The organism is Prosthecobacter sp., from assembly GCF_046154365.1.
Taxonomy (GTDB): Bacteria; Verrucomicrobiota; Verrucomicrobiia; order Verrucomicrobiales; family Verrucomicrobiaceae; genus Prosthecobacter.
Genome location: NZ_JBJXFV010000189.1, coordinates 52,011 through 70,119, shown reverse-complemented (window position 1 = coordinate 70,119; position 18,109 = coordinate 52,011). Strand labels below are relative to the sequence as shown.

The window sequence follows — 18,109 nt, the reverse complement described above, 5'->3', positions numbered from 1 at the left end:
GCGTTTTATTCCACCCACCCCGACCAACCATGCTCCTCAAAAAGAAAGCCTATGCCCGCGCCGGACTGGTGGGAAATCCCTCGGATGGCTACTTCGGCAAGACCGTTTCCTTCATCATCCGTGACTTCTGGGCGGAGGTGACGCTGTTTGAGTCGCCGGAGCTGCGCATCTCGCCGAGTGAACGGGATGACTCCGTCTTCGAAAGCATCGCGGATCTGACGCGCAACGTGCGGCAGTTCGGTTACTACGGCGGCATCCGCCTGCTCAAGGCGGGCGTGAAGCGCTTCTTCGAATACTGCCAGAAGCACGGTCATCCGATGCACGACCGCAACTTCACGCTGCGCTACCACACGAACATCCCGCCGCAGGTCGGCATGGCCGGCTCCAGCGCGATCATCACCGCCTGCTGGCGTGCGTTGATGGACTTCTACGGCGTCGAAATCCCCCGAGACATCGTCCCCAGCCTCGTGCTGGCGGTGGAGAACGAGGAACTCGGCATCCCTGCGGGGTTGCAGGACCGCGTGATCCAGAACTACGAGGGCGTCGTGTTCATGGACTTCGACCGCGACCACATTGCGAAGCATGGCCATGGCATTTATGAGCAACTCGACCCTGCATCACTCCCGCCGGTCTATGTGGCTTACACGACTCGCTTGAGCGAAGGCACCGAGGTGCTGCACAACGACCTGCGCGCCCGCTGGAACGTCGGTGACACGGAGGTGGTCAATGCGATGAAAACCTGGGCTGGCTACGCCCAGCAGGTGCGCGACCTCCTCGCCGCGGGACGCGGACGTGAGATCGGGCCGATCTTGAATGAGAACTTCAATCTCCGCCGCCGCATCTGCAAACTCAGCCAGGGCAACGTCGATATGGTCGAGGGTGCCCGCAGCGTCGGTGCCAGCGCCAAGTTCACCGGCAGCGGCGGTGCCATCGTCGGCACCTACGAGGATGAAGCGATGCTTGCGAAGCTGAAGGCGGTGCTGGAACCGATGAGCGTGGCAGTGATCAAGCCGCAGGTGCTGCCGGTGGCGTGATTCAATCCGCCTCTGGCCGCGGATCGCGGGAAAGCAGCGCGCGCATGCCGTCTTTGGCGGACTTGCCTTGATGCAGGATGGCGTAGATCTCGTCGAGCAGCGGCGTGCGCACGCCACGGGCTTTGGCGGCACGATGGAGGCTGGCGGTGTTCGGCACGCCTTCAGCGACCATGCGCGTGCTGGCAATGATGTCGTCGAGCGCCTTGCCCTGGCCGAGCAGGAGACCGACGCGGTGATTGCGGCTGTGCTCGGAGTAACACGTCGCCATCAAATCACCGACGCCACTCAGGCCATAGCAGGTTTCGATCTTGCCGCCTTCAGCGACACCGAGGCGCACCATTTCGGCGAGGGCGCGGGTGACGAGCGCGGCGATGGCGTTGTCGCCGAGTTTCAGGCCGAGCGCGATGCCGGCGGCGATGGCGTAAGGGTTCTTCATCGCTCCGGCCCATTCAGCGCCGGTGATGTCATCGGTGGTGTAGGTGCGGAAAAACGGCAGCGTGAAGCAGGACTGCACCGCCTTGGCGATGTCATCGTCAGCGCAGGCCACGACGGCGGCGGTGGCGAGTTTGTTGGCGACTTCCTCGGCATGATTCGGGCCGGTCAGCACGGCCAGCGGGATGCCGGGCAGTGACTCACCGATCAGTTCACTCATGCGGCGGCCGGTTTCGAGTTCGATGCCTTTCGCACAGGAGACCAGCACACGCGCCTTGGAAGCGGCGTTGCTTTGGCCAACGAGTTCTGCCGTGCTGCGCATTGCTTTGGATGGCACGACAAACACCAGCATGTCCGCAGGCTGCAATGCGGCGAGATCGGACGTGACCACGATGCTGTCTGGCAGCACCAGATCCGCCAAATAGCGTTCATTGCGACGTGTCGTGCGAATCTGGGCCATCAACTCCTCATCACGGCCCCAAAACTGCACCTGGAGTCCACGCAGTGACAAGATGAAAGCGAGCGCGGTGCCCCAGCTTCCGGCACCAATGACTGTGGCGCTCCGCAGTGTGTCAGTGGGACGGTTCATCAGTGTGTCGGTTGGCATGGCGGTGATGAAAAGAATGGCCGTCCCACTGAGCTACTGATCCACGGGCTTGCTGGCAGGCTTTTTCACGAAGGCCTTACTCTCCGTGCCTGCGAGCAGGCGCTGGATGTTGGAGCGATGACGGATGAAGGCCAGAATCATCACGGTAATGCCGAAGCCGAGCAGCACATAGTCCCAGCGGCCTTCACGCCACATCTGAATGGCCATCGCCGTGGGAACGCCGACCGCTGCGGCCAGCGATCCAAGCGAGACATAACGAAATGCGAACAGAAACGTGAGAAAGCCGATCCAGCCGCCGATCATCCCGGCCAGCGAGATGCCGAGCAGCACACCGCCCGTGGTGGCGATGCCTTTGCCACCTTTGAAGCCGAGCCAGAACGTGAACATGTGACCGATCACCGCCGCAAAACCTGCCAGCACCTTACCCAAGGAGACCAGTTCGACCGGCGCACCCGTATGCGCGATCCAGCTCGCCGCCAGCCACACGGGCAGCCAGCCTTTGAACATGTCGAGCAGGAAGACCGGGATGCCGACCCCCTTCCCCAGCACACGAATCGCGTTCGTGGCACCGATGTTGCCACTGCCGTGCTGGCGGATGTCAATGCCCTTCAATTTTCCGGCGAGATAACCAAACGGCACGGAGCCGCTGAGATAACCGCAGACGACGCTGGCGAGGATGGCGGTGGTGGTTGTCATGGTGGAGTATTATTCAAATACCACGGTCTTGTTCTTGAAGACAAGCACACGATCACGGACGTGCCACCACAACGCCTTGGCGAGCACGTTTTTCTCCAGATCACGACCGAGGCGCACGAGATCGTTCACGCTGTCCTCATGGCTCACACGCATGACATCCTGATGAATGATCGGGCCTTCGTCGAGATCGGCGGTGACGTAGTGGCTGGTGGCACCGATGATCTTCACCCCGCGCTGGAAGGCCTGATGGTAGGGCTTGGCACCGACGAACGCGGGCAGGAAGCTGTGGTGGATGTTCAGGATGCCATGCGGAAACTCGGCGATCATCGCCGGGCTGATGATCTGCATGTAGCGGGCCAGCACGACGGTGTCTATGCGATGCTGGCGCAGCAGTTCGATCTGCGCGGCTTCTTGCGTGGCCTTGTTGTCCTTGGTGATTGGGAAATGATGAAACGGGATGCCGAAACGCTCCGCCGCAGGCCGCAGTGTTTCGTGATTGGCGACGATAAGCGGAATGTCCACCGGCAGATCGCCTGATTCATGACGGGCGAGAAGGTCGTAGAGGCAGTGGTTTTCCTTCGTGACGAACAACGCGATGCGTTTGCGCTGGCTGGCGAAGCTGAGCCGCATCTGCATTTCATGACGGCGTGCCATCGGTTGCAGACGGGCTTCGATCTCCTCGTTCTCCAGCGTGAACTTCTCCAAACTCCATTCCAGGCGCATGAAGAAGGCGTTCTGGTCGGGATCAATGTGCTGCTGAAGGTCGATGATGTTGCCCTGATGCGAGGAAATGAAACCGGTGACATCATGCACGAGCCCGGGACGGTCCGGGCAGTGGATGAGGAGTGTGGCGATGTCGGACATGCGGGGGGGGGAAGTGCTCAGTGCTCAGTGCTCAGTTTTGCGGGGAAGCGGGTGCAGATGCCTTTTCCTTCGATCAAGGATGGAATCTGCTCGGCATGACGGCCGGAGGCGATGATGCACTCGACACCGCCATGCACGGCATCCTGCACTGCACGCAGCTTCGAGATCATGCCGCCGGTGCCGAGCGTGGATTTTTCCTCCTCGGCGTGATGAATCACGTCATCGACGTTTTCGACGACGGGAATCGGCCCTTCCTCGGGCTTTTTCATGTCGCGCAGCAGTCCGGGGGCGCTGGTGAGCAGGATCAAAACATCCGCGCCCCAGAAGCGGGCGACACGGGAGGAAAGCTTGTCGTTGTCGCCGTAGCGCAGTTCTTCGATGGCGACAGAATCGTTTTCATTGATGACGGGCACGACTTGGGAGAACTCGATGAGTCGATCCAGCACCGCTCTCATGCGCGGCGCACGCTCAGCGTTCTCGAAGTCCTCGTGCGTGACGAGAAGCTGGGCCACGTGCAGGCCGTGATCGCGCAGCAGCGACTCATAGGCATGCATGAGATGCGTCTGGCCCACGGCGGCAAGCGCCTGGAGCGTGGTCACGTCCGAAGGACGCTGTTTGAAGTCGAGCGGCTTCAAACCGGAGGCAACGGCACCACTGCTGACGACGACGACGGCATGCCCGGCCCGTTTGAGCAGGGCGACGGCCTCAACGAGCTTGCGCAACTGCACAGGATCCGGCTCAGGCGCGTCTTTACGCGTGAGGATGCCAGAGCCGAATTTGAGAACGATGCGCTTGGGTGCCATGAGTCAGTGGAAACGAAGGGCGGCGAATATGGCGGGATGCGCTTTGATGCAAAGCGCAAAAGCATGCCAAGCTCTGCGGCAACGAAGCGCCACGCTGAACTGACGGACAGTTTGGCGAACGTGATCATGGGTGTAGCGGAACTCGCTTCCGCCAAACACATCCGTCCTACTACCAGCGGACGACGGAGCTGGCCCAGGTGAAACCGCCGCCGAAGGCGACGAGCAGGATCACATCGCCACGCTTGAGGCGACCGGATTTGTTGGCTTCATCGAGTGCGACGGGAATGGTGGCAGCGCTGGTGTTGCCGTATTTGTCGAGATTCATGAACACGCGTTCGTTTGGTAAATTCAACCGGTCGGCGATGGCGGTGATGATGCGGGCATTCGCTTGATGCGGGATGACGAGCGAAACATCGGCGGCGGTAAGTCCGGCCATTTCCAACGCCTGCTGGGCGGCCTCAAGCATGCGGGTGACGGCGTGCTTGAAGGTCTCGCGCCCTTCCATGTGGATAGTGTTCGGACGTGAGTCGGCATTCTCCGGCGTGATCGGGCAGGCGGAGCCGCCGCCGGGGACTTTGAGCAGGTCAGTCAGATTGCCGTCGCTGCCCATGACGGTGGAAAGCACGCGGCCGGGGGCCTCTGCGTCAGCCTCTTCGGCCCGACGGATGACAACGGCACCAGCGCCATCGCCAAACAACACGCAGGTGTTGCGGTCCTTCCAATTGATGAGCGTGCTAAGCTTTTCCGCACCGATGACCAGCGCGGTGGTGCGGTTGCCGGTGTTGATGAAATGACGTGCCACTTGCAACGCATACAAAAAGCCAGAGCAGGCGGCGGAAATATCGAAGCAGACCGCATTCGCTGCGCCGATCTTCTTCTGCACGATGCAGGCGGTGGACGGGAAAAACATGTCCGGCGTCACCGTGGCGACGATGATGAGCTGGATGTCCTCCGGCGTGACACCTGCGGCGGTCATGGCACGACGGGCGGCTTCGGCGGCGAGATCACTGGTGGCCTGATCGTCAGCGGCAATGCGGCGCTCTTTGATCCCGGTGCGTGAGGTGATCCACTCGTCATTGGTATCGACGATTTTCGAGAGGTCGTCGTTGGTCAGCACCTTTTCCGGCATGTAGCTGCCGGTGCCGATGATACTGGATGCGCAAAAGGGCTGGTTACTGATGGCGGGCATGGAGAGCGATGGAATGGGCGGTGGCGGAAGCTTCGATGTGCGGATTGATCTGGTGCTGGATGCTTTCACAAGCCTGACGGATAGCGTTCTTCATGGCAAGCGGAGATGCACTGCCATGGGAGATGATGGTAATGCCATTGAGACCTAGCAGCGGCATGCCGCCGACCTCGTCGGGGTTGGTGCGGGTGTGGACGCGTTTGAAGGCCGGCTTGGCAAGCAGGCCGCCGATCTTGGTCCAGAAGCCGCTTTTGATCTCGCTCTTCACCATGCTGAAGATGGTGTGGGCCAGCGCCTCGGCGTTTTTCAAAATGACGTTCCCGGTGAAGCCGTCGCACACGACGACATCCGGCGGCGTTTCCCAGACGTCATGGCCTTCGACGTTGCCGATGAAGTTCAGGCCCGCTGTGTGACGCAGCAGCTTGCTAGTCTCTTTGCACAACGCGTTGCCTTTCTCCTCCTCGGTGCCGTTTGACATCAGTCCGACAGTCGGATTCTCACGGCCAAGCACATGGCGGGCGAAAGCACTGCCCATGATGGCATTCTGCACCAGATGTGCCGGTTCACTGTCAGGATTGGCTCCAGCGTCGATAAGAACCCAGTGCTTCGTCAACGACGGCATGATCGACGCGATGGCCGGACGCTCAATGTGCGTCAGCGTGCGCAGTTTGATCAGAGAAGCGGTCACGGCGGCACCGGTGTGCCCGGCGCTGACGACGGCGTCTGCCTTGCCATTTTTCACCAAATCCACCGCCACACTGATGGAGCTGTCCTTTTTCTTGCGCACGGCGTCGAGGCCGCTGTCGGACATGTCCACGACCTGACTGGCCGAAACGATCTCCAATTTCGGGCTGGAGACACCTTGGAGCTTCAATTCCTTCTCAATGACCTCGGGAATGCCCACCAGAAACAGCTTGGTGATCGCAGGCAGCGATTCGAGGGCGAGTTTGACGCCAGCGATGGGATTTTGAGGGGCGAAATCGCCGCCCATGACATCCAGTGCGATCTTCATGCCGTCTCGTGCGTGTGGTTCTTCAAAGGTGGTTGGCTGCGAGTCCTAAAGCGTGAGATCGGCGGGAATGCAAACGGGAGTTTTGGCCACCTTTGGCGGCAATGACGAAGCACGAATGACGAATGACTAAATCCAAACGACCTGCTGGCAGGTTCGTCATTCGTCATTCGGATTTCGTCATTCCCGAAGGGCCTAGTAAACCCCTTCAACGATGGTCTTCTCCATCGCGCCGAACGGACGCACATCAGCGACCCCATCCCAGGCGTAAGGCGCACGCGGCTTGCGGCGCATGGCTTCGTCACGCTCCAGGAAGCGCGGCATAAAGAACTCCTTCGTCAGCGTGGTCAGTTCCACGCGGCCCCAGGCATCGTATTCGACGGTCTGGTCGGTCTGCTTGGGGTCAACCACGCGCAGCGCGGCACGGGGCTGCGGCGCGTAGTAGGAAATGGAGAAGTTGTCCTCTGGCGTGAGCTGCACGCTGGCAGCGAGACCCATCAAGGTGTTGCCATAGGTCGGGTAGAAGCCGATGCGGTTCTCCAGCACTTCTTCCACAATGAAGCGCACATACTGCGGCGTCATCGTGGTGCCGCCGACAAAGCAGCCGCGAATGCCGACGGTGTAGAGATCGACCTTCTCAGCGAGTGCTTCGAGCAGCTTCGGCGTGGTGAAGATCGCGGAAACCTTGCGGTTCTTCAGGATGAGCACGGCCTGGTCAATGACGTGATCCATGTACTGACGTGCCACGTCGAACTGCTTGTTCGAGATCGCCTTCTTCACGAAACGCGGGTCGAGATCGACGAAGTAGCAGGAACTGCCGCGGTAGTTCGCCAGATGCTCCACTGCGAGACGCAAGCGACGCGGACCCGTCGGGCCGACCATGATCCAGGCTTCACCGGGCGGGAAGTGCTTGTCGTCGAGCTTGTGGCTGAACTCCTCGTAATCGACGCGGAAGTCGTTCCAGCCGATGCGTTGCTTCGGCATGCCGGTGGTGCCGCCGGTCTCGAAAATGTTGTACGGCTTGCCTTTGTAGGCCGCTGGCACCCAGACCTCGGGTTGCAGGTCGCGCAGCCACTCGTCCTGGAAGTGTGGAAACTTCGCGATGATGTCCTCGTAGCTGTTCACCACGCCACGCGGGTCGAAATTCTTCTTCGCCCAGTCGAGCCAGAAGGGACAGCCGGTTTCTGGCGAGAAGTGCCAGTGGATGATTTCGCGAACTTGGTTATCGAGCTGGGTCTTGGCTTCGGCTGGTGTCATGGAGGAGCGGGGTTTGAGGGCGGGGACTGTGAAACGGGACGCAGGAAACGAAAGTGAAAATCCCGGCCTTTCGACACGCAGCACAAAGACACAGGGTCTTTTGAATTCAGTCTTGCAACACTATTTGATTCAGGTGTTCATTAGCATCGCCATGAAAATACAGCATCCCATCCTCGCCACCCTGCTCGTCGCCACTCTGACCTCCTGCTATGTGACGCCGCGTCCGGCACGCAATCCCTACAGCCCCCACAGCCCTGGCGGCCGCATCATCACGCCGATGGAGCGCAATGATCACAGCCCGCTCAGCCCTGGCGGTCGCTACATCACCCCAGCGGAACGCCGCTCCCACATCCTGCGTGGCACACGCTGAGTTGCGGCACATTTCCCATCAGTGCAAACTGGCACGCGGGCTGAATGATGCTCTCATGCGGTCCGCATGCCTGAAAGCGCCTCAGATCCTCCTTCTCCCCCGCTACAGTCGCAAGACGACGAAACCGCGCTGTTTCGCAAGTCCTGGACGCTCTACGACACGATCTCCGAGAAGAACTACATGTTCCATCGTGAGATCTACGCACACGTCGCCGATTTGCTGCGCCAGCGTCATCAAGCCGGCCCCTACCACCTCCTCGACCTCGGCTGCGGGAATGCGCGCTTCCTCGCTCCCTGCCTTCAAATCGCCCCACCGGCCAGTTATGACGGCGTCGATCTCTCCGCGTCCGCACTCGCTGAAGCACGCACGTATTTGAACGGTATCCCCAACACCGCACTGCATCACAAGGATATGCTGCAGGCCATTGAGGACACCGATTCCGCCTTCGACATCATCTTCACCGGTTTTGCCGTGCATCATCTCGATGCCGCAGCGAAACAGCAGCTCTTCCACGCCTGCGCCCAGCGCCTCGCCCCTGGCGGCCAGTTCATCATGGTCGATGTCGTGCGTGAGGAAGGCCAGTCGCGCGAGCAATACCTCGATGGCTACCTGAACTTCATGCACACGCAATGGACTGAGGTTCCACCCGATCAGCTCGAAGAAGCCTGCGCCCACGTCGCCGCCTACGACTTCCCCGAGACGCTCGCTGATCTCGCCCGCATGGCAAAACAGGCCTCGCTCTCCCAAACCCAGCTCATCAGCCGCCACGCGCAACACCACATTGTGCGCTTCACGCCCTGAAAGAGCCCCAAAGCCGCGCTCGTTTGCGTTCGCACCTCTGATGACCCGACGCGCCCTTGCTCTCGCCCTTTTTGCCACCACGGCCTCCGCCGTGGACCTGACGCATTTTGAGCAACGCATCCGTCCGCTGCTCATCGCCAACTGCATCGACTGCCACGGCCCCGACAAGCAAAAAGGCGGGCTGCGCCTCGATTCGCGTGCTGGCTGGCAGACCGGCGGCGATTCCGGCCCCGCCATCGTTCCCGGCAAGATCACCGACAGCAAACTCTGGCATGCCGTCAGCTACACCGACCGCGATTTGAAGATGCCGCCGAAACGGAAGCTCAAAGACAGCGAGATCGCCGACCTCAAGCTCTGGATCGAATCCGGCGCGCCCGATCCACGCGAAGGCACTGCTGAAAAAATTGTTTCCCATCGCCAGCCCCGCGCTGATGCCAGCTTCTGGTCCTTCCAGCCGCCCGTCGCTCATCCACCGCCTGCGGTGCAAAACACCGCTTGGCCCACCAACAACATCGACCGCTTCATCCTCGCCAAACTCGAAGCCAACAAGCTCACCCCCGCCCCGGATGCGGATGCAGGCACTTTGCTGCGAAGACTCTGCTTCGACTTAACCGGCCTGCCACCGACGCCGGAGCAAAGTGCTCAGTGCTCAGTGCTCAGTGCTCAGTTTCAGAAACTGAGCACTGAGCACTCGGCACTGAGCACTCAATCTCCCGCCACACCCGCTGCTCTCGAATCCCTCGTCGATTCGCTGCTGGAGTCACCCGCCTTCGCCGAACGCTTCGCCTCCCACTGGCTCGACATCACGCGCTTCGCTGAATCCTCCGGCGGCGGCCGTTCCCTGCCCTTCAAAGACGCCTGGCGCTTCCGCGACTACGTCATCGAGTCCATCCGCGACAACGTGCCCATCGACCGCATGATCACCGAGCACCTCGCCGGTGATTTGCTGCCTGCCACCGATGCCGCCGCACGCCGCCGCCAAGTCACCGCCACCGGCTTCCTCGCCCTCGGTCCCACGAACTACGAAGAGCAGGACAAAGGCATGCTGCGCATGGACATCGTCGATGAGCAGCTCGACACCATGGGCCGCGCCTTCCTCGGCCTCACCATCGGCTGCGCCCGCTGCCACGATCACAAATTCGATCCCATCTCCGCCAGCGATTACTACGCGCTCGCCGGCATCCTGCGCAGCACGAAGACGCTCAAGAATTACACCGACAACGTCGCCCACTGGATCGACACGCCACTGCCGCTCGATGGCGCATCCGAAACCGTGATGCAGCAGCATGAGAAGCAGGTCACCGCCTTGAAGGATCAAATCGCCGCGATCAAAGACGATCTGCGCGATGCGGGCAGTGCTGATCTGCGGAAACGCAAGGGCATCACCAGCCGCGATCTTCCTGGCATCGTCGTCGATGACAGCGCCGCACAGAAGGTCGGCATGTGGAAGGAGTCCACCAGCTACGCGCCCTACATCGGCGCCGGCTACGTCAGTGACAACAATGATGGCAAAGGCGAGAAGACCATCACCTTCACGCCGAAACTTCCGAAATCCGGCCGCTACGAAGTGCGCGTGGCTTTCAACGCCGGCCCCAACCGCGCCGAAAATGCCACCGTCACCATCCTGCATGCCGACGGTGAGGAATTGAAAGGCATCAAAATGGTCACGGACAACCTCAAGGGCCTGCAATTCGCCTCGCTGGGCACCTATCGCTTCGAAGCCAACGGCCAGGGCTTCGTGCTCATCGCCAACGCCGGTTCACAAGGTTTCGTCACCGTCGATGCCGTCCAGTTCGTGCCGGCGGATGAAACCATCGTTGAGGAGGTTGCCAAAAAAGACTCACCCACCGCTTCAAAGCTCAAGCAGCAGCTCGCCGACCTCGAAAAGCAGCTCAAAGCGCTGCAAAAAAACATACCCGAGCGTCCCGAAGCCATGTCCGTCGCCGAAGATACCGCGCCGGAAGATGCCAAGATCCACATCCGCGGCAGCACGCGCAATCTTGGTGCCACGGTGCCACGCAGCTTCATCCAGGCCGCCATGCGACCCGGTGCGCCACCGGTTCCCGCAGATGCCAGCGGTCGTCTCCAACTCGCCCAGTGGATCACCTCCCGCGATCATCCGCTCACCGCCCGCGTCATGGTCAACCGCGTTTGGCACTGGCTCTACGGTGCTGGGATCGTCCGCACCACCGACAACTTCGGCTCCACCGGCGAATTGCCGAGCCACCCTGAACTGCTGGATTATCTCGCCATCAAGTTCATCGAAGACGGCTGGAGTTTGAAGCGCCTCGTCAAGGAGATGGTGATGTCGCGGACCTATCGCCAAGCCTCAAGTGCTCAGTGCTCAGTGCTTAGTGCTCAGTCCCGCACAGCGAATACTGAGCACTCCACACTGAGCACTGAGCACTTCGCCTCTTTAGCCCAAGACCCCGACAATCGCCTGTTCAGTCACATGAACCGCAAACGCCTCGACGCCGAATGCCTGCGCGATGCCATGCTCGCCGCCGCCGGCACCTTGGATCGTGCCTTTGGCGGCCCCGGTGTCAGCGAGGTCAAAGCGGTCGATGCCAACGACCAGAAGATTCAAAACATCGAGTACGGCTACCAGTTCCTCGACACGCGCCGCAGCCTCTACACCGCCGCCTTCCGCAACGTGCGCCACCCGCTCTTTGAAGTCTTCGACTTCGCCGACATCAACCAGCCCATCGCCCAGCGCACCACCAGCACCGTCGCCACCCAGGCGCTGTTCCTGATGAATTCCCCCAAAGTCATCGAACAAGCCCGCGCCGCTGCCGATGTCGTGCTCAAAGCATCCGACGACACCACCAAGCGCATCGACACCGCCTTCCAAAACTCCCTCAATCGCGCCCCTGCCGCCAAAGAGCAGACGCAAGTCCGCGACTTCCTCGAATCATCCTCTTCCGGCAACGCCACCGCCGAAGAAACCCGCGACTTGTGGGCACGCTTTATTCAGACGCTGTGGTCCACGCCGGAGTTTCGGTTCTTGGATTGAAATCCTAGCCCGTTCATGTCAGGCGGATGATCGGCTGAGCCCCCTTTGGCACCGACGATAAGGTCGCCGTTATGCATCGTCCCGCGAATGACGTTGTGATGCATATCCATCTCCGGGCGGATCATTTCTGTTCAGCCGCATGTGCCAGGCGGAACAGTTGCTTTGGCGGCGTTTGGCGGCACTTTGCCTGCATGACACTGACGCTGACCCTGCAAGATGAAACCTGCGCTGCCGACTTGAGTCCGGAGGAGGCGCGTGTGGACCTGGCGTGCTCCATGTTCGCACGCGGAGCGCTCAGCAAGCTGTCCGCCGCCGCGCTGGCGGGGCTGGATTTCTTCCGCTTTCAATCCGCTCTCGCCGAGCGTCGCATCTCCGCCTACACCGATGAAATGCTTGATGAGGACATGCGCCATCTTGCCGCCCTCAAGACCCAATGATCGTCGTGGCAGACACGTCCGTGCTGCTGAACCTCTGCCGAATCAAGGGGTAGGCGGGCGTGGGGATCGGCTTTGAAGGGTAGATGATAGTAGATAGTTGATGGATGATAGCCTGATTGTGAGACGAGCTGATTTCCAGGCCATCAACTATGAACCATCCTCTATCAACTCCAGCGCATTCACCCCGCGCTCCAAGGTTCGGATGTACGCCACCAGGTACTTTTTCGCCATTCGTCATTCGGATTTCGTCATTCTCCCTCACTCCAAGGCCTCAGCCAGGGCCTGCTGCGGGTGTCCCTGCTGCTTCTGCCTTGTGGGGATTCGATGGATGAGATGTTTCTGGAGCTCGCCTGACTAAACAATGATAACGGGGACATTGATCTCGAGCCCATCTCTTGAAACAAAACCCAATTTCCCTTCCATCAGACGATCAAACACGACTACAAGCCCCCACTCTTGAGGTGGGAGTTCAACTTGTCCGTCCGAATTGATCGGAACAGTCTCACCATCGATTGTAACCAGCTTCTTGGCTACATTCACTGATGCTATTTGGAGGGTAATGCTGTGCTCGATGTTCACTCGTTTCCCGTCAGGACTTACCCGAATTTGCAGTTCCCCAATCGGCACGGTGCGCGCATATGATGAAGCCGATGTTGGAGCTGGCATTTCTTTCGGCTGTTCTATTGGCTCGTCCGGTTGCGCCAAGTGCGATTTAGGTTCTGGCGTGTCTGACGTTGCTGCGGGCTGGACCACAATGCCAGGAAGTGGCTCCGGCAGGTCATCTGGGATGAGTTCTGGCGAACGGAATCCGTAGGCAGCAGCCTTTTCACTTGCTTCCTTCATGGCTTTTTCTGCGCGCCCAACTGCATTCATCTCGCGCTCACGAGTTGACTGCATTGATTTCGTTTTGGCCCAGCGGAGCCATGCCCATTTCTTCAAATCTTCGGAAGCAAAGCTCGAAGCCGCCAACGCCTCATAATATGGAAGTGTTTCCCTGAACAAACCAGCCCGTTCAAATGCTCGCCCTACAAGCAAGGGGTGAATCTCTTGATGCCAGGTGAATGTGCTTGGGAAGTGGGTTTTTAACCATTCGGCTAAAAGGGTTTTCAGATCATTGCGAGCACTTTCAATTCCACGGTTCTCGACAACTGCTTCAATAAAGGGTCGCGCATACGTTCGTGGGCTGCTTTTCGCCCGCAATTCCAAAGATGAAATAGACACTCCTTCCGTGCGCCCTTTCCGCAGCAGTTCAATAACAGAAGCCCACAAATCTTGATTCGCGAGTTGGGTAATAATCTGCTTCAACGAACTGGCCCTTCTGGAATCGTCGCCGCCTTTTTCAGCGAGTTCAAGAAGGCTGGCTAGCAACGGAATGTCTGTGAGTCGTTCGATCTCTCCAAATGCCGCCTCACTATCACCAGCAATTAGCTGAGCACGGACAAGAGTTGGAAGCTGAGTAGCATTGATGCGATCCCGGCCCTCCCGCTGCACCAGTGTTATAATCTCATCAGCAAACTTGCGGTCACCCTGGTGGCGAAGAAGGTCGCCATAGGCATCCATGTTTTGTGGAAATGGCAGAGTGGCAGCCTTGGCCTGCAAGAACAGTCCCTCAAATTTGGAACGAGCTTCAGGTGGTATAGAATCCCAGTGGCGAAATGCTTCGCTCATTAGGACACCTCGGAAGGCAAGATGCCCAAGCACCTCGTTGGGAAGACGGATGCCCTGTTTCACCAACTTTACTGCATTGCGATATGTCACAGACCACATGCCTGACTCCGAAGCCTTGTCAGCTAGCATGCGGTTCAAAGCTAGAAGGATCATATCCGGCCAAACGGCGCTCGTTAGTATCTCTCCCTGTGCTTCAGGCAAATCAAGCGCTTCTGCCAAATCCTTGATCAATGCCACACCTTCACTGAAGTCTCCCTGTGCCTTTAAATATATGGCGAACTTCCAATGAATGCCATTCTTGATGTCTGGGCGTTGATCCGAAAGACTTACGATAAAGGCCAATCCTTCCATTCGTGCATTCCAGGCTGCAGCGATACTCAGGTCGAATTTCTGGAGTTCTTGCCATAGTTTCGCTGCCCCCAAAAAGTCCTTTTCGAGTTCCAGCGCCTCGGCTCGGCATCGCTTTTCATCCGAAGGTTTATTTGCGGTTCGATACGACTGGGCGGCTTGACGGAGCAGGGTTCGATCTTTCCGTATCCGTCCTTCGTTTTCTAGCTTTCGTGCTGTCTCGACAGGATCCTCGCGGTCACCCTCCCATGCCTCGGGTGATCCCTTGACCACCTGTCCGGTCATGTTTTTGTCCCATTGCGCTACATTCTGTGCTCTCAGTATGGTGTTATCCTGATTGGCGAAAATCTGGTTCCAAAAACCATCAATGTGTTCCTGGCTATCGATGATGAAGAGGCGTTTTCTTGGTCGGCTTGCGGCTACATATAGGCGATTCCAGAAATACTGAGGTTCGATTGCCTGATCGCCAGATAATTCGACGGACTCGTCTGTGAGGGCATTGCGCAAGGCTGGCGGACAAGCTGCACCAAAACCAAACAAGACCACACGCGGAAACTCCAACCCCTTAACCCCGGTCGGACACACCACGTTCTTCGGTACTCCAGCATCATCAAATTCAACGTAGTCCGCGAGTCCATTTGCTTTAGCCCACTCCCCCTCAAACCCTTCTTCGCATGGCACGATAATACGGATTTCAGACTGGCTTTTGAGCATGTTGAGCGAGTCGGGCGTCCTCTCGAAATAGGCGACGAGCGGAACATCATCGTCATCCTCCCAAGGGTGCTGGGGTTTGATCTCCGTAAAACCAAAAATCACACTACGAATCAGTTGAAGGCTGTTAATAAACCGAACGATGTGATGACTGGAACGGTAGTTGTATGTCAACTCTTGGTAGTTGATCTCGCCCTTTTTTTGCCCCGGGAATGACTTGATGAATTTGTCGGTGAAGAACGCCTTGGTTGCCTCCCATCTAAATCCGGTCGGATTGAGTGTTTGAAAAGGATCGCCAGCGAAAGCGATTGGGGTCTGCGCAAGCTGAAAGCTGTTCAAAGTTCGTGCATTGAAAAGAAAGTGTTGGTGAAGCACTTCAAGCTCGATTCGGGTAAAGTCCTGCGCCTCATCGCAGAACACGACAGGATGCTCAGGAGACACTAGCGCATGCTCGAGAACATACCGTGCGAGGTCTTGATGATCCCAGTAGCCAAAGTTCTTTTGATCCTCCGAATACCGCTTCCACACTTTCTCGAAGACGATTCGATAGGTATCTGGCGTGACGCTTTTTTGCTTTGAAGGAATCTCCAGATAATCATCAGGATCTAGATAGCCTTCCGGGCTGATTCCTTTGATGTAAGTCCGAATCACATGCCATGAAATATCGGCGTTATAGAGGTCGCGTGCGCGTGCCTCGGCACGAAACCGATCTTCCCACCACAGCTTGAACCTACCGTAGTCAAACAACAGTTCGGATCGAAACAAATTGGACGGAGCTAAGCTTTGGAGCCACTCGTGAAAATTACGAAGTGATGCAGCGACACTTTGTTCGTTCTGTTTGATCCACTGATCGAAAGACTGCCCTTGTTCGGATTTGCGTCCGTGACGCGCCCTCAAAATTGAACGCACACTTGTGTTTGACCGCGCTAGCAACTCATTGTTACACGCAAACAGGACTGGACCCTTGGTCGCCTTGCCGCTCTCCAGATGATGAAACAGATATTCAGAGAATATGTATTGCAGGATGGTGGACTTGCCGCTTCCTGCACTTCCGTTGATGAATAGCGGGTATCCACCATCTGGCCGCCTCGCAGACTCCAAGACCTCTATCTCCTCAAAAGAAAGCGCCATATTGCCATCCTGGTCGTTCTGCACTTGCAGCCAAGCATCTTCGTTCAGAAGCAGTTCCTGCGGGTAGGCTCGTTTGGTCTTTCGGAGAACCGCCTCCATATCTGGGTCATTTGCGCAAAGCAGTTCTGGGTAACGTTCTCTAACAGCCTCGTAGGGTGCGTTGCCTTTAAACGATGTGAACAAGATGACCATCTTCTTAGCGGGCACTCGTCGAAACAGAATTCCATACTGGGGGTCCTTTTTGCATCTCGCTTCAGCCAGAACCGCCCCCGAAGCATCCATTGTCTCAAACACTGGATCGATAAAAATGTTTTTTCTATCCTTAAAGCCTGGAGAAGAAATGGTATCGACCCAAAGCTTCGTTTCACAGCAATGAAAGTCCTGATAAATGTTCTCCGAGGAGTTCAGTGCCGAGTGGAGAAATGCTACCTCATTGTCAGTGGGCTTTGGGGGCGGCGGCGGCGGCGGGTCTTGCCTGCCATTTACATAAGCGGTGAGATTTGCTTCATTGAGTTCATCACCCATCCCATCGAAACCGGGGAGCACTTTCCAACTGGAGTCTCCAAATTGCTTGTATTCCTTGCCACCACGAACCAACAAGCGAAGGAAGGCAACAACGATGTGGTCCTTGAGGATGATGTCACGTGCAACCACTCTAATCTGGCGCTCGAATCGCTTCTTTAGGAACGGTGGCGGAAACCTGTCAAACACCTCCAGGGTCTGGGCGGATTCCACCTTCTTTTTGAAGTTCTCGACCTCGGCCGTGTATTGCTGCTGCTTGATCTCCTTGCGGCACTGTTCAGTGATATAGACGTAGATAGCCATGGCCGTGTGGTTTTAGGTGTTGGAAGTGCTTTCCGAATTTCTTTTCAAAATTACCGATGATACTCCTGCAATGCCCGCAGGTGGCGCGTTGCTGTGGTTGGGGGGAAACGGTCTGGCAAGCCATTAGGGCTGCCAGACCGCCAAGGTTATGCCAGCGGGCGGTCCACCTGCAGGCCGAAGGCTTTCCGCTGCGCGGCGTTAGTTTCGACGCGGTGGGGGTAGGCCATGTCGGCGGTGAGTTGGAGTTCGCGGCGGGCGGGGTTGATTTTCGTTTCGACGAGGGTGCGGAGGTCTTGGAGGAGGGCGCTGGCGGTTTGCTGGGCCTGGGCTTGGGCCCAGTCGGCATTCTTGTACTTGTCCGCCAGGGTGGCGATGGCGGTGATCTCGGTGGCGATGACGCCTTTGAGGACGATTTTCGGCGGGGTACCGGTAAGCTGGTCACGGGCGTATTCGGCGTGGCGCAGCACTTCGCCAGTGATGGCGTTGCTGAGGTTGTGGCCGATGCCGAAGGCGGCACGCTGGGCGTCGTCGCTGGCGAAGGTGCGGCGGGCACCTTTGAGGATGGGATCGAGGGCGGTGAGGAGTTTTTCACGCGCCTCGCTCTCCTCCTGCGTGCGGGTGCCTTTCCCGGCACGGGCTTCAGCGATGTCGTTTTGCAAATCATCCGCTTTCACGAGGTGTTCGCCGAGCTTCGTCTGGTCGGCGGCGGACCAGTCACGCTCAGCGAGTTTGGCGGCGACTTCGGGCTTGGCTGCCTCCAGATGGCAGTCGTCGGCGAGGTCGATGGCATCGACGAGGCTCTGGCTGATGAAGCCGGCTTTGGCACGTTTGGCTTTGCCGTTGCTGGCTGGCTCTGGGGCGGGTGTGGGTGCGTCTGGCATGGTGGTTGGGTGGGTTGGAGGCTGGATGCTAGATCT

14 protein-coding genes are annotated in these 18,109 nt (G+C 58.4%); 5 read left to right on the top strand and 9 right to left on the bottom strand.

Features of this window, described 5'->3' with window-relative positions:
* Window positions 1–29: 29 nt before the first annotated feature.
* Window positions 30–1,034 (top strand): mevalonate kinase, encoded by a 1,005-nt coding sequence (locus ACKVY0_RS24880; RefSeq protein ID WP_409217565.1) that lies wholly within the window; start codon window positions 30–32, stop codon window positions 1,032–1,034.
* 1 nt (window position 1,035) lies between these two features.
* Here ACKVY0_RS24880 and ACKVY0_RS24875 read toward each other — a convergent pair whose 3' ends face one another.
* The 7 genes from ACKVY0_RS24875 to ACKVY0_RS24845 all read right to left on the bottom strand — a co-directional run bounded on the left by ACKVY0_RS24875 (window position 1,036) and on the right by ACKVY0_RS24845 (window position 7,888).
* Complete coding sequence (locus ACKVY0_RS24875; RefSeq protein ID WP_409217564.1) at window positions 1,036–2,073, bottom strand: NAD(P)H-dependent glycerol-3-phosphate dehydrogenase; 1,038 nt, start codon at window positions 2,071–2,073, stop codon at window positions 1,036–1,038.
* A gap of 33 nt (window positions 2,074–2,106) precedes the next feature.
* Window positions 2,107–2,769, bottom strand: coding sequence for a glycerol-3-phosphate 1-O-acyltransferase PlsY (gene plsY / locus ACKVY0_RS24870; RefSeq protein WP_409217563.1), 663 nt, complete (start codon window positions 2,767–2,769; stop codon window positions 2,107–2,109).
* A gap of 9 nt (window positions 2,770–2,778) precedes the next feature.
* On the bottom strand, window positions 2,779–3,633 hold the full coding sequence (purU, locus tag ACKVY0_RS24865; RefSeq protein ID WP_409217562.1) for a formyltetrahydrofolate deformylase: 855 nt from the start codon (window positions 3,631–3,633) through the stop codon (window positions 2,779–2,781).
* Between the two features lie 17 nt (window positions 3,634–3,650).
* Window positions 3,651–4,436 (bottom strand): glutamate 5-kinase, encoded by a 786-nt coding sequence (gene proB / locus ACKVY0_RS24860; RefSeq protein WP_409217561.1) that lies wholly within the window; start codon window positions 4,434–4,436, stop codon window positions 3,651–3,653.
* Window positions 4,437–4,605: 169 nt separating this feature from the next.
* Window positions 4,606–5,625, bottom strand: coding sequence for a beta-ketoacyl-ACP synthase III (locus ACKVY0_RS24855; protein WP_409217560.1), 1,020 nt, complete (start codon window positions 5,623–5,625; stop codon window positions 4,606–4,608).
* Entirely contained in the window at window positions 5,609–6,634 is a 1,026-nt protein-coding gene (gene plsX, locus ACKVY0_RS24850) for a phosphate acyltransferase PlsX (protein WP_409217559.1), read from the bottom strand. The genes ACKVY0_RS24855 and plsX overlap by 17 nt, the downstream gene beginning before the upstream one ends.
* 192 nt (window positions 6,635–6,826) lie before the next feature.
* Window positions 6,827–7,888: a hypothetical protein gene (locus ACKVY0_RS24845; RefSeq protein WP_409217558.1), complete on the bottom strand. Its 1,062-nt coding sequence runs from the start codon at window positions 7,886–7,888 to the stop codon at window positions 6,827–6,829.
* Between the two features lie 151 nt (window positions 7,889–8,039).
* Between ACKVY0_RS24845 and ACKVY0_RS24840 the strand changes: the two genes are divergently transcribed.
* The 4 genes from ACKVY0_RS24840 to ACKVY0_RS24825 all read left to right on the top strand — a co-directional run bounded on the left by ACKVY0_RS24840 (window position 8,040) and on the right by ACKVY0_RS24825 (window position 12,509).
* Window positions 8,040–8,258 (top strand): hypothetical protein, encoded by a 219-nt coding sequence (locus tag ACKVY0_RS24840; RefSeq protein ID WP_409217557.1) that lies wholly within the window; start codon window positions 8,040–8,042, stop codon window positions 8,256–8,258.
* Between the two features lie 66 nt (window positions 8,259–8,324).
* A complete protein-coding gene (locus tag ACKVY0_RS24835; RefSeq protein ID WP_409217556.1) occupies window positions 8,325–9,059 on the top strand; it encodes a class I SAM-dependent methyltransferase in 735 nt (244 codons plus the stop codon).
* Window positions 9,060–9,099: 40 nt separating this feature from the next.
* Window positions 9,100–12,072 carry a DUF1553 domain-containing protein gene (locus tag ACKVY0_RS24830; protein ID WP_409217555.1) on the top strand — a complete coding sequence of 991 codons (2,973 nt, stop codon included), beginning with the start codon at window positions 9,100–9,102 and terminating at the stop codon, window positions 12,070–12,072.
* 191 nt (window positions 12,073–12,263) lie between these two features.
* Window positions 12,264–12,509: a UPF0175 family protein gene (locus tag ACKVY0_RS24825; protein WP_409217554.1), complete on the top strand. Its 246-nt coding sequence runs from the start codon at window positions 12,264–12,266 to the stop codon at window positions 12,507–12,509.
* Between the two features lie 354 nt (window positions 12,510–12,863).
* On the opposite strand, the gene ACKVY0_RS24820 is transcribed toward ACKVY0_RS24825, so the two are convergent.
* Both ACKVY0_RS24820 and ACKVY0_RS24815 read right to left on the bottom strand, forming a co-directional pair.
* The gene (locus tag ACKVY0_RS24820; RefSeq protein ID WP_409217553.1) at window positions 12,864–17,192 is read right to left on the bottom strand and encodes a hypothetical protein; all 4,329 of its coding nucleotides are present in this window, start codon (window positions 17,190–17,192) and stop codon (window positions 12,864–12,866) included.
* A 146-nt stretch (window positions 17,193–17,338) separates the two neighbouring features.
* Complete coding sequence (locus tag ACKVY0_RS24815) at window positions 17,339–18,073, bottom strand: hypothetical protein (protein ID WP_409217552.1); 735 nt, start codon at window positions 18,071–18,073, stop codon at window positions 17,339–17,341.
* Window positions 18,074–18,109 lie beyond the last annotated feature (36 nt).

Bases quoted from the DNA above. Each gene is read 5' to 3' on its own strand.
- ACKVY0_RS24880 (WP_409217565.1), top strand. From the start codon at position 30: ATGCTCCTCAAAAAGAAAGCCTATGCCCGCGCCGGACTGGTGGGAAAT.
- ACKVY0_RS24875 (WP_409217564.1), bottom strand. From the start codon at position 2,073: ATGCCAACCGACACACTGATGAACCGTCCCACTGACACACTGCGGAGC.
- plsY (WP_409217563.1), bottom strand. From the start codon at position 2,769: ATGACAACCACCACCGCCATCCTCGCCAGCGTCGTCTGCGGTTATCTC.
- purU (WP_409217562.1), bottom strand. From the start codon at position 3,633: ATGTCCGACATCGCCACACTCCTCATCCACTGCCCGGACCGTCCCGGG.
- proB (WP_409217561.1), bottom strand. From the start codon at position 4,436: ATGGCACCCAAGCGCATCGTTCTCAAATTCGGCTCTGGCATCCTCACG.
- ACKVY0_RS24855 (WP_409217560.1), bottom strand. From the start codon at position 5,625: ATGCCCGCCATCAGTAACCAGCCCTTTTGCGCATCCAGTATCATCGGC.
- plsX (WP_409217559.1), bottom strand. From the start codon at position 6,634: ATGAAGATCGCACTGGATGTCATGGGCGGCGATTTCGCCCCTCAAAAT.
- ACKVY0_RS24845 (WP_409217558.1), bottom strand. From the start codon at position 7,888: ATGACACCAGCCGAAGCCAAGACCCAGCTCGATAACCAAGTTCGCGAA.
- ACKVY0_RS24840 (WP_409217557.1), top strand. From the start codon at position 8,040: ATGAAAATACAGCATCCCATCCTCGCCACCCTGCTCGTCGCCACTCTG.
- ACKVY0_RS24835 (WP_409217556.1), top strand. From the start codon at position 8,325: ATGCCTGAAAGCGCCTCAGATCCTCCTTCTCCCCCGCTACAGTCGCAA.
- ACKVY0_RS24830 (WP_409217555.1), top strand. From the start codon at position 9,100: ATGACCCGACGCGCCCTTGCTCTCGCCCTTTTTGCCACCACGGCCTCC.
- ACKVY0_RS24825 (WP_409217554.1), top strand. From the start codon at position 12,264: ATGACACTGACGCTGACCCTGCAAGATGAAACCTGCGCTGCCGACTTG.
- ACKVY0_RS24820 (WP_409217553.1), bottom strand. From the start codon at position 17,192: ATGGCTATCTACGTCTATATCACTGAACAGTGCCGCAAGGAGATCAAG.
- ACKVY0_RS24815 (WP_409217552.1), bottom strand. From the start codon at position 18,073: ATGCCAGACGCACCCACACCCGCCCCAGAGCCAGCCAGCAACGGCAAA.